The sequence below is a fragment of the Bacillus sp. N13C7 genome (assembly GCF_026790065.1).
GTDB lineage: Bacteria > Bacillota > Bacilli > Bacillales > Bacillaceae > Bacillus.
Map to the genome: position 1 here is coordinate 21,987 of NZ_JALAMO010000002.1, position 14,584 is coordinate 36,570.

17 protein-coding genes are annotated in these 14,584 nt (G+C 43.8%); 10 read left to right on the forward strand and 7 right to left on the reverse strand.

The genetic code is table 11. The annotated features are described in order from the left end of the window. Nucleotides 1–27: 27 nt before the first annotated feature. The 4 genes from MOB98_RS02415 (at nt 28) to yhaL (ending at nt 5,509) form a co-directional block, all read left to right on the forward strand. Entirely contained in the window at nt 28–1,254 is a 1,227-nt protein-coding gene (locus MOB98_RS02415; RefSeq protein WP_268367227.1) for a metallophosphoesterase family protein, read from the forward strand. A gap of 4 nt (nt 1,255–1,258) precedes the next feature. Further along, nucleotides 1,259–4,153, forward strand: coding sequence for an ATP-binding protein (locus MOB98_RS02420; protein ID WP_268367228.1), 2,895 nt, complete (start codon nt 1,259–1,261; stop codon nt 4,151–4,153). A 73-nt stretch (nt 4,154–4,226) separates the two neighbouring features. Continuing rightward, entirely contained in the window at nt 4,227–5,171 is a 945-nt protein-coding gene (gene yhaM / locus MOB98_RS02425; protein WP_268362798.1) for a 3'-5' exoribonuclease YhaM, read from the forward strand. A 125-nt stretch (nt 5,172–5,296) separates the two neighbouring features. Next, complete coding sequence (gene yhaL / locus MOB98_RS02430) at nt 5,297–5,509, forward strand: sporulation protein YhaL (RefSeq protein ID WP_061188284.1); 213 nt, start codon at nt 5,297–5,299, stop codon at nt 5,507–5,509. Between the two features lie 44 nt (nt 5,510–5,553). Here yhaL and prsA read toward each other — a convergent pair whose 3' ends face one another. Continuing rightward, a complete protein-coding gene (gene prsA / locus MOB98_RS02435; RefSeq protein WP_268362800.1) occupies nt 5,554–6,432 on the reverse strand; it encodes a peptidylprolyl isomerase PrsA in 879 nt (292 codons plus the stop codon). A gap of 159 nt (nt 6,433–6,591) precedes the next feature. On the opposite strand from prsA, the gene yhzE1 reads away from it, so the two are divergent. Next, nucleotides 6,592–6,678, forward strand: coding sequence for a sporulation protein YhzE1 (gene yhzE1 / locus MOB98_RS02440; RefSeq protein ID WP_003327753.1), 87 nt, complete (start codon nt 6,592–6,594; stop codon nt 6,676–6,678). 124 nt (nt 6,679–6,802) lie between these two features. Continuing rightward, a complete protein-coding gene (gene yhzE2, locus MOB98_RS02445; protein ID WP_003155248.1) occupies nt 6,803–6,889 on the forward strand; it encodes a sporulation protein YhzE2 in 87 nt (28 codons plus the stop codon). Between the two features lie 328 nt (nt 6,890–7,217). On the opposite strand, the gene MOB98_RS02450 is transcribed toward yhzE2, so the two are convergent. After that, nucleotides 7,218–7,736, reverse strand: a complete 519-nt coding sequence (locus tag MOB98_RS02450; protein ID WP_268361893.1) for a DUF3267 domain-containing protein — start codon at nt 7,734–7,736, stop codon at nt 7,218–7,220. A gap of 205 nt (nt 7,737–7,941) precedes the next feature. Here MOB98_RS02450 and MOB98_RS02455 point away from each other — a divergent pair, with 205 nt between their 5' ends. Next, nucleotides 7,942–8,283 (forward strand): YhaI family protein, encoded by a 342-nt coding sequence (locus MOB98_RS02455; RefSeq protein ID WP_003239502.1) that lies wholly within the window; start codon nt 7,942–7,944, stop codon nt 8,281–8,283. Here the strand turns inward: MOB98_RS02455 and MOB98_RS02460 are convergent. Both MOB98_RS02460 and MOB98_RS02465 read right to left on the reverse strand, forming a co-directional pair. Further along, nucleotides 8,280–8,891, reverse strand: coding sequence for an HTH-type transcriptional regulator Hpr (locus tag MOB98_RS02460; RefSeq protein WP_268361890.1), 612 nt, complete (start codon nt 8,889–8,891; stop codon nt 8,280–8,282). The genes MOB98_RS02455 and MOB98_RS02460 overlap by 4 nt on opposite strands. A 177-nt stretch (nt 8,892–9,068) precedes the next feature. Next, nucleotides 9,069–9,425 (reverse strand): YtxH domain-containing protein, encoded by a 357-nt coding sequence (locus MOB98_RS02465; protein WP_268361887.1) that lies wholly within the window; start codon nt 9,423–9,425, stop codon nt 9,069–9,071. 129 nt (nt 9,426–9,554) lie between these two features. Between MOB98_RS02465 and MOB98_RS02470 the strand changes: the two genes are divergently transcribed. Continuing rightward, nucleotides 9,555–9,746, forward strand: a complete 192-nt coding sequence (locus MOB98_RS02470) for a hypothetical protein (protein ID WP_079288669.1) — start codon at nt 9,555–9,557, stop codon at nt 9,744–9,746. A 71-nt stretch (nt 9,747–9,817) separates the two neighbouring features. Here the strand turns inward: MOB98_RS02470 and trpP are convergent, their stop codons facing one another. From trpP to MOB98_RS02485, 3 genes are all read right to left on the reverse strand, one after another. Beyond that, on the reverse strand, nt 9,818–10,336 hold the full coding sequence (gene trpP / locus MOB98_RS02475) for a tryptophan transporter TrpP (RefSeq protein ID WP_268361884.1): 519 nt from the start codon (nt 10,334–10,336) through the stop codon (nt 9,818–9,820). A gap of 122 nt (nt 10,337–10,458) precedes the next feature. Continuing rightward, the gene (gene serC, locus MOB98_RS02480; protein WP_268361882.1) at nt 10,459–11,538 is read right to left on the reverse strand and encodes a 3-phosphoserine/phosphohydroxythreonine transaminase; all 1,080 of its coding nucleotides are present in this window, start codon (nt 11,536–11,538) and stop codon (nt 10,459–10,461) included. Between the two features lie 146 nt (nt 11,539–11,684). Next, on the reverse strand, nt 11,685–12,122 hold the full coding sequence (locus MOB98_RS02485; RefSeq protein WP_003239494.1) for an HIT family protein: 438 nt from the start codon (nt 12,120–12,122) through the stop codon (nt 11,685–11,687). A gap of 483 nt (nt 12,123–12,605) precedes the next feature. On the opposite strand from MOB98_RS02485, the gene ecsA reads away from it, so the two are divergent. Then, nucleotides 12,606–13,349, forward strand: coding sequence for an ABC transporter ATP-binding protein EcsA (gene ecsA, locus MOB98_RS02490; RefSeq protein ID WP_268362631.1), 744 nt, complete (start codon nt 12,606–12,608; stop codon nt 13,347–13,349). After that, a complete protein-coding gene (ecsB, locus tag MOB98_RS02495; RefSeq protein ID WP_268362628.1) occupies nt 13,342–14,568 on the forward strand; it encodes an ABC transporter permease EcsB in 1,227 nt (408 codons plus the stop codon). The genes ecsA and ecsB overlap by 8 nt, the downstream gene beginning before the upstream one ends. Nucleotides 14,569–14,584: the final 16 nt, after the last annotated feature.

The window sequence follows — 14,584 nt, forward strand, 5'->3', positions numbered from 1 at the left end:
GGGTACTTCATCCTGGAAAGGAGCAGAATGTTGACTGATCTAACCTTTATTCATGCGGCAGATCTTCATCTTGACAGCCCGTTTTACGGGATATCGCACCTGCCGGAACCGATTTTTGCCCGGATTAAAGAAAGCACGTTTGCTAGCGTGAGATATATAATAGACGCCGCAGTGAGAGAAAACGTTGATTTCATTTTGCTGGCGGGAGATCTATTTGACGAAGCCAATCGAAGCTTAAAGGCCCAGCTCTTTTTGAAAAAACAGTTTGAAAGACTCAGAGAGTGCGGGATTTCAGTTTATGTGATCTTTGGGAACCACGATCATCTGGGCGGGGAGTGGACGCCGATTGAATGGCCGGAGAATGTCCACATTTTTGCATCCGCTGATCCTGAAGAAAAATCGTTTTATAAGGAAGGCAGGCGCATAGCAAGCATTTACGGCTTCAGCTACCAGGCCAGAGCCGTAACGGAAAATCAAGCCGCCCGTTATCGGAGATCGACTGACGCGCCGTTTCATATCGGTATGCTCCACGGCACGCTATCAGGAGCTGAAGGGCACGATCCGTATTGCCCGTTTACACATGACGATCTTATGAAAAGCGGGATGGATTATTGGGCACTTGGCCACATACATAAACGCCAGGTTCTTTCTGCCGAGCATCCGGCAGTCATTTATCCGGGAAACACGCAAGCGCGCCATATGAAGGAGACGGGAGATAAAGGCTATTATCTCGTTCGTGTGACAAACGGAGACATTTCTTATGAATTCCAGAAAGCGCACGATGTGCTGTGGGAAAAAGTGGCAGTTGATGTGACAGAGGCAAAGAATATGACCGCCCTTTTCCAAATGGTTGAGGACACGTTTTCGAAGATGCGGACAAAGGGCAGCCCTGTTTGTGTAAGACTGGTATTACAAGGGACGGCGCCGGAATGGCTGCTGAAGGCGCCGAGAGGCACTTTGAATGAGCTTCTTGAAACGTTTCAGGAGCAGGAGGCGGAGGAAGAACACTTCATTTGGCCGCTTGCATTAGAAGATGAGACGCAACAAGAAACAAACCTAACAGACCTTGATCCTTTTTTTGGCGGTTTATTGGAAGACATTGATCGCAGTGATTTATCAGACGTGCTGGAAGGGCTTGAGCGGCACCCTGTGTATAGAAGGCACGCGGACCGGTTTAGCCAAGAGGAGGTAAAGGAAATAAAAGAACAGGCACAGATTTTATTGAAAAGACAGCTTAAGGTGCATGAAATATGAGGCGGTGAAAGCTTTGCGAATTAAATCTTTACACATTTACCACTATGGGAAATTTTCCAATCAGACCTTTCACTTCTCCGCCTCACCTGTCCAATTAATCTACGGATTAAATGAGGCAGGAAAAACGACGATGATGTCCTTTATTGAAAGCATGCTGTTCGGTTTTCCAAAAACGAAAAAATATGAACCGAAAACAGGCGGTGTCTACGGCGGTGTTCTTGAAGCCGAACATCCTGAGTATGGGGTTGTGAAGATCGAACGGACGAAAGGGACTGCCGAGAAGCTGAGAGTGTACACCGAAAAGGGCGAAGTGAAGCATGGAGATTTTTTAAAGCAGCTGTTCCAAGGCACGGACAGGGCGCTTTATAAAGCCATTTATTCGTTTGACGTATTTGGGCTTCAGGAAATTCACGCCTTTAATCGGGACAAGATTGGGGAGTTTCTGCTGTTTTCCAGCTTGTTTGGCGCTGAAGCCGTCTCTAAGCTTGATTCAAGGCTGGCCAAGGAAAGCGAAAGGCTCTATAAACCAAACGGGCGAAACCCCCAATTGAATCAGGAGCTGGAAACGCTGAAGCAGCTGGCAGCGAAGCTGAAGCAGGCTGAGGCAGAGGAAGCGGGCTATCATCAGCTTCTTGAGGAAAAAAGAACGCTTGAAGCCCGTCTTGAAGCCGCCGAAACCGAATTGAAAGAGGCGGCCGGACATATCCGAATGATTGAGGGAGCGATTGAGCTGAAGCCGCTGCTAAATGAAAAAGCGACGCTGGAACAGGCGATTGCTCAATATCCGGAACAAGCAAGACAATTTCCGGCTGACGGGCTGCATCAGCTGGAAAAATACGAATCTCATCTTCATCCGAAATCAGCACAGCTTGAGGCGCTTCGGGTGAAGATGGCTGAACTGGACAAGCAGATGCAAAAGCTTAACCCGGATAGAGACATATTGGCGAGAGAAACGCTGATACAAGAGCTTTCGGCAGGGTTTCATATGTATCAATCCTACGGAGAACAGCTCGTTGCCATTCAGGCACAGCTGCGCCAGTCGTCTGCACAGGCAGCGGCAGGGCTGGAACAGCTCAATAAAACGGATGAAAATGAACTCCTGAAGATGAACACGTCATATGACTATGAATGGAAGCTTCAGCAGGCGGTACAGCAGTACGTGCAGGCCAGGGACAGAAAACGGCAGCTCGATGAGACATTTGAAATTGCCCGGCAGGAGCTGGAAGACACAGAAAAGGCCGTTCGTGCCGCTTCGTCTGCCATCCTTGAAAACAGCCAAAGAAAAGATAAAGAAGCGGCTCTTAAAGCATATGATGAAGCACAGGGGCAGCATCAGGAGCAAACGAAGCTGAGAGAACAGCTGAAGTTTTTTGAAAGGCAGCAGGCTAAACAGAAAAAGGCTGTGATGTCAGCCGGCATGTTGTTCATCGTTCTCTTTCTGCTGCTGCAGCAATGGATTCCCGCCATATGTATCGGCGCAGCCCTTATCGTGTATTGGGTTGCCGCAGGGAAAAAAGCACCGTCTTCCCGAAACCGGGAGGCGAGACTGCCAATGACGGATATTTCGCCGGCAGAAGCCGAAGCGCTGCGAGAAGCGCTATGGGAGGATGACCGCAATAAACAGCATCTCATCACACAGCGGGCGGTGCTGCAGCAAAAAGAGGCGGCGTATGAAAGGGTCATCCAGCAATTTGAACAGTGGGAAACCGATATGGCTCCGTCCTTTGCTCAGGTTGAGCATTTTATGAAGGAGCTCGGATTCAAGGAAGATCCGTCTTTTTTGCTTGATGCATACAGCTTAATGAAGGATGTCAAAAAAGAAGTGAATAAAAAGCACGAGCTGACCATTGAAGCAGGCAGGCTGAGAAAGCACCGGAGAGCATTCGAAGAACGCGTCAGCATGCTTCATCCTGTGAACCAGAGCCAGGACATCTCCATCTCGGATGCCCTTCACACATTGCGGAAAAGCGTTGAACGAGAAAAAGAAATCGAGAAGCAAAAAAAGGAAATTGAAACAGATATTCATTATACAAAGGAACAGATGCTGGAGCTGGAACAAGAAATACAGTATTTCCACGCACAGATCGAACAGCTATATGCCGTAGCAGCTGTAAAAGACAGAAATGAATTTTGCGCTATGGCAGACATCAGCAGGGAATTGAAGGATACGGAGAACAAACGTTATCACGTAAACGCACAGCTGCAAGGCGGACACCCAGAGGAACTTGAACTGGCGGGGGCCAATACGCTTTCTGAATTGAAAAACCGGCAATTCATTGAGAATGAAAGAAAAGAGCGGCTGACTGAGGAGATCGAACAGCTTCGCAGCCAAATCGCATTGCTCTTGGTCAAACAGGAACAATTAGAGGCTTCTGGGCTGGTCTCAGACCTCAAGCTTCAAACCGAAATGCAAAAAGAGCGTGTGAAAGAGACCGCTAAAAAATGGGCCTCCATACAAATGATTAAACAGGTGATCAGAAACAAATTGGAGCGGCATAAGAAAGTCGAGCTTCCCCGCCTTTTGGAGACAGCCGGAGAATTTTTCCGCCCGCTGACTGACGGAAGCTATCAAACGATTTATTTCTCTGAAACGGATGATTCCATTATGGTCATGAACGGTGATGGAACTGTCTATCATGCCGAAGAACTGTCACAAGGGACGTGCGAGCAGCTGTATACAGCGATCCGGTTTGCTCTGGCCGTTACGCGTCAGGATGGGGCCAGGCTTCCGTTCCAGCTTGACGACAGCTTTGTTCACTTTGATCAGGCCAGGCTGAAACGCGTATTAGACGTTCTTTATGATTTATCTGAAGGCGGACGACAGATTTTGTATTTTACATGCCATGACCATGTAAAAGATGCATTTCAAAACAGCCAAATCATCCATTTGGTGTCATAAAAGAGGTTCTATAGCTGTAAATCGGTATGTGATATACTGGTATTATGTAAGATACGGAGGGAGCTTTAATAGAATGGCTAAAGGGATTATGCTACATGAGGTTGGCGAACAGGTGGACCAATATCTATTGATTAAATCCTCGACGAAAGGGATTGCAAGCAATGGAAAACCGTTTTTAACGCTGATGCTGCAAGACCAGTCAGGTGATATTGAAGCAAAGCTGTGGGATGCCAAGCAAAGTGATGAACTGACCTATGCGCCGCAAACAATTGTGAAGGTCGTAGGGGATGTCCACCATTACCGTGGGCGCACCCAGCTGAAGCTGAGAAATATCAGGCCGGTAAGCGAACATGAAAACGTCAATATTGATGATTTTTTAGAAACCGCGCCGATTCCGAAAAATGAAATGATGGACACCATCACTCAATATATATTTGAAATGAAAAACCCAAATATCCAACGGATAACAAGGTTTTTAGTCAAAAAACACGAAGCTGAATTTATGGATTATCCGGCAGCGACGAAAAACCACCATGAGTTTGTCTCAGGTTTAGCGTATCATGTTGTCTCTATGCTGAATCTGGCAAAAGCCATTGCAGATTTATATCCGTCTCTTGATCGTGATCTGCTTTATGCCGGTGTTATCCTGCATGATCTCGGAAAAGTGAAAGAACTGTCGGGCCCTGTTTCCACTTCATATACGGTCGAAGGCAATTTGCTCGGCCATATTTCGATTATGGTCACAGAGCTGTCAAAAGCGGCTGAGGAGCTTCAAATCGATTCAGAAGAGGTGTTAATTCTTCAGCATTTGATTTTAAGTCATCACGGCAAAGCAGAATGGGGCAGCCCAAAACCCCCGATGGTGAAGGAAGCGGAAATTTTACATTATATAGACAACCTGGATGCCAAAATGAATATGATGGACAGAGCGCTTGAGCGCGTGAAACCGGGCGAATACACTGAACGTGTATTTGCACTGGAAAACCGTTCCTTTTATAAACCGACTTTTCATAAATAATCAAAAAAGGACTGATGCTGAAACATTCAGCTCAGTCCTTTTTTATGCGTTATTGCCGCTCATAACTCGTCTCACTCCCGCATATGGTTAAGAATAAAGAATCTATGCAAAAGGGGGAGGAGCCCGTGTTATTTTTTCCATGGTGGGTGTATCTTTGTATTGTAGGCATCATTTTCAGCGCATATAAACTTGTGGCGGCAGCCAAAGAGGAAGAAAAAGTAGACCAGTCCTTTATTGAAAAAGAGGGGCAGATTTATATAGAGAGGATGGAAAAGGAGAGAGAACGCCGCAGTTCCCAGCAGCATGACGAAGAAAATCCAAACCATTCCATCGCATAAAAAAAGCTGTGCAGCTCAATGAGCGTGCACAGCTTTTTTTATTATTATTTAGAATTGCTTGAAGATGAAGAGGTGCTGCTGTTTGTTGAAGATGTATTAAATGTGTCTTTCAGGTCTTTATCCTTCACTTCAATGTCAGCTTTTTTCATGACTTTTTGAACAGCTTCCTGAACAGCTGTGCTGTCATTAAGTTTTTGTTCAAGCACTTCAGATTTCAGCTCTTTTTTCATATCTTCGTATTTGCCGCGTTCTTCTGTCTTTTTGATGATGTGGTAGCCGTATTGTGTTTTGACAGGATCACTGACTTCACCTGTTTTTAATTTAAATGCAGCTTTACTGAACGTTTCGTCCATTTGGCCTTCTTTTGCGAACCAGCCAAGGTCGCCGCCTTGTGAAGCAGAGCTGTCTGTTGAGTATTCTTTCGCAAGGTCTTCAAATTTCTCGCCTTTTTTCAGCTTTTTCTCTACTTCTTCAGCTGTCTTTTTATCAGCAACAAGGATGTGGCTTGCACGGATTTTGCCTTTTAAGCCTTCCCAGTACTCTTTGATATCGGCATCTGTTACTTTGATGTTATCTTTAGCCGCTTTTTGTGTCAGCAATTCATATTTTACTTGCTCTTTGAGGTAATCTTTTCCGTATTGGTCTTCAAGGGCAGTATATTGATCGCCAAGCTGTGTTTTGTAATCTTTCAGCTTGTTGTCAATTTCTTTATCTGTAACTTTATATTTCTTGTCTAATACTTTTTCTTGCACCAGCTGTGTCAACACACTTGCACCAGCTGTTTTCTTCATGTTTGTGTAAAGCTCGCCTTTCGTCACATCGCCTGCGTCTGTTTTTGCGATGACTTCTTTGTCGCCGCTGCTGCAAGCACTGAGAGCGAGGATGCTTGTAGCAGTGATAGCTGCTATTGCGATTTTCTTCATTGTTTTCAAACACTCCTAATCATTCCAAATTAAATTACCTATGCGTATCATAACATATTGTGGCTTTCTGTAAAAAGATTTTAAATAAAGGGCATTCGTCTAGTCAAACTTTTGCTGGCGACATACTTATATATTGATCAAGAAAAGGAGGTATGTAACATGAGCGGAGGATACTCTAACGGATTCGCGTTGCTCGTAGTACTGTTCATTTTGCTTATCATCGTAGGTGCAGCTTACATCTACTAAGCAGCCCGGGGATCGCTTGCACGATAAGCGATCCTTTATTTACACAAGCGCCTAATCGTTTCAATCATGAATTGCATAAGATGTAATTGGTAAATAAAGCTTTTTACAGGAGGTGCTTTTTAAGATGGGTGAAGTATTTGCAGGCGGTTTCGCTTTATTGGTTGTTTTGTTCATTTTATTGATTATCATCGGCGCTTCTTGGCTGTACTAATCAAACAAAAAAGCATAGCTGCTGAAACAGCAGCTATGCTTTTTTCATATTTACACAGTAAAGGAGATCTCCACAAACGAAGAGATCAGTAAAATTAATATAGATACATTAATAAATCGAAATACCTTATCCTGCCGCTCTTCAGGAATCTCTCTGACAAGGCATAATGTATTGGTGAGCCTGTTTATGAAGTATAAAATAAACATGGCAGCCACGATAAAATAGAATAAAATGATGGGAGATTCCCCCTCTCTCTGAACTGTCCCATATTACATTACCAAATATTTATTAAAAAAGATAGAATGCAAATTCAAAAATCGAGGTCTGGCTACTTTTCTACAAGAATATCCAAGCCATCTGCTTCCTGATCTATAAAACAGGCTTTCGGCGCTTGTATCAGCTTGAGAGCCAGCAAGAAGTCAGGCAGACAATAGCCGGCATGTATGCCCGAAATCATGCAGAAATAATGGGCGTGATTTGGAAATGCCAGCGCCGCGTAAAACAGTACAGGCGTAATCAGCAAAAACGGGCTTACGAGCGAAATCAGCATTGTCGTTTTTGGTATCCGTTTCCATGAGCGCATGCGCAATATGTAAACCTTTTTTTCTATTTTTCTTTTTTTGCAGATGATTGGCAGGACATGGATGACTTTATGTACAAATAAAATAACGACGAGCAAACCGCCGAATAAGGGTACGTATTCATCGCTTAAGCTTGTGCCAGGCCGCAGCAGCTCAAATGCTAAAAAGGTAGATATAAAAACCAAAATCATAAAACATACAGCAGTTAATATTATGCGAACGGCGCCATAATCCTTCATGAGATTTATGGTCTTCCAGCAATTCATCAAAGTCATCCTTCCATGCATCTTGAATAGAATCTCAAAATAATTTACTCCTCCCAAGAGAAAAAATCAATGCTTTTTAAGAAAAAATATCATCCGGCAGGTATTTTTTGAAACAAGCAAACAAACTGCAAAATATGGGGTTAGAACTTTCTTCTCAGTGAAATATCAGCTAAAATAAGATTAAAGATAGAAAGAAGTGGTGTGGATGGATTCGATGGATCATCGCATTGAGCGATTAGAATATTACATACAATTATTAGTGAAAACAGTAGATATGGACAGGTACCCCTTCTATGCGCTTCTCATTGATAAAGGACTGAGCAAGGAGGAAGGGGAAGAGGTTATGAGGATATGCGATGAATTGTCGGAAGAGCTGGCAACACAAAAAGCGCAAGGATTTGTAACTTTCGATAAGCTCCTTGCGCTTTTTGCCGGACAGCTGAATGAAAAATTAGATGTTCACGAAACGATTTTTGCCCTGTATGAGCAGGGGCTTTATCAAGAACTGATGGAAGTGTTTATTGATATCATGAAGCATTTTGATTAGCTGTTTACAGGTTCGAGCTCTTCTGCCGGTTCATCCGCAGTACTGTTCTTTGCTTTTTTCTTCAGCTTTCCGTTTACGCTTTCAAAGTCATTGTCAATATTGGTGAGTGACGTTTCGAAAATTTCCATAAAATCATCGCCGTAGATATGGCGTATCATACACATCATTTCTGCCACTTCAGGAAATTTTCCGAATAAATGATACAAAGGCTGTGACCCTTTAAAAACCGCGTTGCGAGTTGGATCAAATTCCTCAAGCAAGCTCCAGAAAACCTCGGTGCCTTCCTCAGTTAATTGAACGTATGTGTTCCGTTTATCATTCAGCCGTTTGGAGAACCTTAAATATCCTCGTTCTTCCAGCTTTTTTGAAAAGTTGAATGCGGTTGATACGTGCATGACTCCGAATTTAGCGATTTCAGAAATGGAAGCTCCATTCAGTTGATACGCAATCCATAAAATATGATGCTCATTGATATTCAGGTCATACGGTTTGAGCCACTGCTGCCAATCCTTCTCGATCGATTTCCAAAGAGCCTTGCTAAGCTGAGCCATTTTCTGGGTGAAGACCAGAGCCTCTTTCACATCATAGGGCGGTTCCACTCGATTCATTACGTCACCTGCTTCTCTTTTTCTTTTTCTCTATTATGCCAATAAAATAAAGATTAATAAAGATGAAAATGTAAGAATTTTTTAATAAATTCACAAACCATTGCGGTGAGAGGCTTTTTCGGCAAAAAAAAATGCGGGTCCCAGTTTGGACCGCATTTTTTTCTTTTGAATAGGATATTAGTTTTGTAAGGTTTTCTCCAGCTGTCTGATCTTCTCTTCAATATCAGCGATTTCTTTTTGCAAATCCTGCTGGTGAGGCTTGATCTCTTCCTGCCATTTTTTAATTGACGTTTGGAGCTCGCCGCTTACGTCTTTAATGGCGTCTGTACTTTCTTTTGCCGCTTTGATCAGCTGGTCTTTTAACGCAAGCCCGTCTGATTTTAAGCGTTTGATCGTTTCTTCGAAAGAATCATAATTGGTTTTCATTTTTTCACGCAGCTGCTTTCCTGAGGAAGGTGCAGATAGAAGAACTGCTGCTCCTCCGATGATGCCGCCTACGAATAGTCCTGTTAATAGAGAACGTCCGTCCGCCATTACAATCACCCCGTCTTTTTCTTGAAAATAGGATTCATTCAGTATTTTTCATTTTTGTTGAAAGCCTGAACTTCTATACATAGCTTGCTTTATTTTAGCATATTTTTTAAGTGAAAAGGAGGGAGAAGGTTGTCTGTCTTTATGATTGTGTTATCCTGCATCACACTTGTCTTCGCTTCAGGCGCTGTTTACTATATCAGACTTCTCAGCCAGGCTGCTTCTTATCCGCCCAAGAAGGTCATCCGGCAAAAAGCGCTTGTTTGTTCAACCGGAACCGCCTTTACACTATGCCTTATCTTTTTCACGAAACTCTTCGCTTAAAACATGCTGGCATGCTGCGGGCTCTTTGTCAAAAAACCTCTCCCGGAAGCGGAAGAGGTTTTGGGTGATAATTATTTAACAGCTTCCAAAAAGCTCGAACGTCTTAAAATCGTTTGTATAATCGGATACATAATGATCATGGCGATGGTATTCAGCACAGTAGCAGGCAGAACAACTGCCGCGAACAATGCGATGAAACCGCCAGGCAAACCGACGATCAATAAAGCTGAAGATAAAAATACAATTCCCGATAAGATAGTTCCGATCGCTGTCAGCACTGCAGCTGCACCTGTTTTCTGGCTCTTTCTGAACAAAAGGAACAGGGTGAAGAACAGAAACGCTGATACAGGTTTATCGATGATGTTAGGAATCTGTCCGGCTGGGAATGCGGTTGTAAGCGCGGAGATGATTCCGGTCACAATCCCGATGACGAGTACGTTTTGCACCCGCGGGAACAGCAGGATCCCCATGAACATCATGATCAGCATCATATCTGGTTTCATGCCGCCTAAAAAGGGCGGAATAATGGAATGAAGCGCTGCGCCGATTGCGGCAAACAGAGCCATAATGACTAACTCTTTTGTTTTCATATCTATGCTCTCCTCTGCTAAGCTTTTTGCCCCCCAATAATATGCTCGTCATTTATTGCGAAGGCTTAAAGAATGTATATGCAAACAGTATACCAAACGGACCGTTTGCATAGCCAGACTTTTTACTCATTTTCTTGCTGGAATTTCTTCATGAACGCAGCTAATTTTTCACAGTCTTCGAGAGACACCGCATTATAAATAGAAGCGCGGCAGCCTCCCACTGAACGGTGTCCGCCAAGACCTACCATTTTTGCTTCTTTTGCTTCTTGAACGAATGTTTTTGTTAATTCGTCATCACGAAGCGTAAAGGTAACATTCATGCGTGAGCGGCTGTCCTTTCTGGCATGCCCTTTATAGAATCCATTGCTTTCATCAATGCAGCTGTATAGAACTTGCGCTTTTTGCTCATTGCGCTGTTCTGCAGCTTCTACACCGCCGTTTTCTTTCAGCCATTCCAGAACAAGGCTCAGCATATAAATCGCAAATGTCGGCGGAGTGTTATAAAGTGAGTCCGCTTTGACATGCGTTGAATATTTCAGGATTTTTGGAACGTTCGCATTTTCATTCTGCAGCCAAGTTTTTTTCATGATGACAACTGTCACGCCGGAAGGGCCGAGGTTCTTTTGGGCGCCTCCGTAGATCACGTCAAACTTGGATACATCGATCTTTCTGCTCAAAATATCGCTGGACATGTCAGCAACGAGCGGAATAGGGGAATTCGGGAATTCCTGCCACTGTGTGCCGAAAATCGTATTGTTGGATGTGATATGTAAATACGCACCGTCTTTTACATCCGAGAGGTCAACCTCCGGAATAAAGCTGTAATTGTCTGCTTCACTTGTAGCAGTGATAGACGTATTTCCGAATAGTTTCGTTTCTGCCAGTGCTTTTTCAGACCAGGCTCCGGTCATGACAAAATGCGCGGTTTTTTCAGGTGTTAAAAAGTTCATCGGAAGCATTGAGAATTGAAGGCTTGCCCCGCCTTGAAGAAACAAAATATCGTAATCTTCCGGAATGCCCATCAGTTCAATTAATAGGCTTTTCGCTTTTTGATGCACCGCTTCATACTCTTTGCTGCGGTGGGAAAGCTCCATAACAGACATGCCGGATTCGTTAAAATCAATAAATTCTTTCTGTGCTTTTTGCAGAACTTCCAATGGCAGCGCTGCAGGACCTGCATTAAAATTCGTTGTACGTTCCATCATGATCTCTCCCTGTTTTCCACGTTAATGTATAAAATAATACAATTATCCTATCACAAAAATTCAGTTTTTTTGATAAAAAATTTGAATTATCAAAAGAAATTGACGGATATTGGCGAAATGTTCACAAATAAAAAAACCTCATCTTATGATGAGGCCAGGCGTTTTGCGATAGAGGAAGAAATGTTTTGAAGATCCTCTGGTTTGTAATCATCAGCATGCGTTTTCCAAACTGCTCCGAATCCGTCTCCTTTTCCGTAGCGCGGGATAATATGCATATGGTAATGGAAAACAGATTGTCCTGCTTTTTCGCCATTATTGTTCAGCGTATTTAAGCCGATCGGTTCAAATTCATCCCGGATCGCGCGGGCGATTTTCGGAACAGCGTGAAAATATTGTTTTGCTAATTCATCCGTAAATTCATACACATTTTCGATATGTGTTTTTGGAATGACAAGTGTGTGTCCCTTTGTCACTTGGCTGATATCAAGGAAGGCCAGCACGTGTTCATCTTCATACACCTTTGCGGATGGAATGTCGCCGGCAATAATTTTACAAAAGATACAATTCTCTGCACTATGCATGAGGGTTCCTCCTTATGAAATTGTTTGGTATGTATACACTCATCGTACCACAGAAATGCAGAAAATAGAAAACAGGATGAACGGCGAGCGTTCACCCTGAATGCAGAGGAAGAGCTTATATAAAGAAAATGTGATATGCCTTTGGTAAGCACCTCATTTGTCAGTAAAATGAAGACTTGTTAATGCTTAACGATTCCTGCGATAAACACCTCATTTGACAATTTGCTTCATAAGAAGAATTCATCAATTCAGTGAAGAGAAATGTTTGAGCATTGGACATGTTTATTTTCTATCCAACTGTATCTAAGACGTCTTTGACAAACACCTCATTTTTCAGTTGATATGCTTTTCCTCTACGACCATTATGATGTCCAGAAACCTGTTTCTTTATGACAGCAAATTCATCATTTGTTAAAAGGGAATTGTTTCAAATCGGGCCTTGTTTTTGGTACTATGAAGAAAAACAATATAAGGGGAGAAACTATGTCTCTGCTATCGGTAAAAGACTTAACCGGCGGATATACAAGAAATCCGGTGTTGAAAAACGTATCATTCACCCTTGAACCGAATCAAATTGTAGGTCTAATCGGGCTGAACGGTGCAGGTAAAAGTACAACCATCAGACATGTCATCGGGCTGATGGACCCGCATAAAGGATCAATCGAATTAAACGGAAAAACCTTTGCTGAGGACCCGGAAGGCTACCGCTCTCAATTCACCTATATCCCTGAAACACCTGTTTTATATGAAGAGCTGACGCTGATGGAGCATCTTGAATTAACAGCCATGGCTTACGGCCTCTCAAAAGAAACGATGGAGAAAAGGCTGCCGCCGCTTTTAAAGGAATTCCGAATGGAGAAGAGGCTGAAGTGGTTCCCGGCTCATTTTTCCAAAGGAATGAAGCAGAAGGTTATGATCATGTGCGCATTTTTGGCTGAACCCGCGCTCTATATTATCGATGAGCCTTTCCTGGGGCTTGACCCGCTTGCGATTAACGCGCTGCTTGAGCGGATGAATGAAGCGAAAAAAGCCGGGGCGAGCGTGCTGATGTCAACGCACATTTTGGCAACGGCAGAACGCTATTGTGATTCGTTCATTATTTTACATAACGGCGAGGTGCGGGCGCGAGGCACGCTGTCCGAGCTCAGAGAGCAGTTTGGAATGAAGGACGCGGCGCTGGATGATCTGTATCTTGAGCTTACAAAGGAAGACGCTGGCCATGAATAATATGCTTGATATTTGGCAGTCGCGGCTGCAGGAGCATATCAAAGAAACAAGAACGTACATGAAATATATGCTCAACGATCACCTCGTCATTGTTTTGATCTTTTTTCTCGCGGGCGCTGCAAGCTGGTACAGCAAATGGATCCGGGACATTCCCGCTCACTTTCCGTCCTTCTGGGTGATGGCCGTGCTGTTTTCGCTCGTGTTGACAAGCTCTTACGTGCGGACGCTTTTGAAGGAGGCTGACCTTGTCTTCTTATTGCCGCTAGAAGCGAAAATGGCGCCTTACTTGAAGCAGGCGTTTGTCTACAGCTATGTGTCTCAGCTGTTTCCGCTGATTGCGCTGAGTCTTGTTGCGATGCCGCTTTATTTCGCCGTCGCACCTGGGGCTTCGCTTGCATCATATGCGGCAGTCTTTGTCCAGCTTTTACTGCTGAAAGTGTGGAATCAGGTAATGGAATGGCGTACAACCTTCCAGAATGACCGCAGCTTGAAACGGATGGATCTTATCATTCGCTTTGCGGCGAATACGCTCGTTCTCTATTTTGTATTCCAATCTGTTTATATGTATGCGCTTGTGGTCTATGTCATTATGGCTGCTCTGTATCTGTATATGTCTTCGGCAGCGAAACGGAAAACGTTTAAATGGGAAAGCCATATCGAGTCCGAATTAAGACGGAAGCAGCGTTTCTATCGGATTGCCAACCTGTTCACTGATGTGCCGCATTTACGAAAGCAAGCGAAACGCAGGGCCTATCTTGACTTTTTGCTGCGGCTCGTGCCATTTGAGCAGCGCAAAACGTTTACGTACATGTTTGCCCGCGCCTTCTTGCGTTCTAGTGATTATTTGGGCCTTCTCGTCAGATTAACGGTTATTTTCGCGCTGATTATTATGTATGTATCGGCAAGCCCGCTGATTGCAGGGGTTTTGACTGTGTTTACCATTTTCATTACGGGTGTTCAGCTTCTGCCGCTGTTCGGCCACTTTGACCATCTGGCGCTTCAGGAGCTTTACCCTGTGAAAAAAGAAACGAAGCTGAAAAGCTATTTCTCCCTATTAAAAACTGCGCTTAGCACTCAAGCGTTGCTGATGTCGGCTGCATCTGCGTACGCTGCCGGCTTGACAGGTTTTCTGTACGCGCTGATCGGTTCTGCCGTTCTGATTCTTGTTGTTCTGCCGTCTTATATAACAACAAGACTGAAAAAACATGGAAAGCTGTGAACTGAAAAGGGGTAGT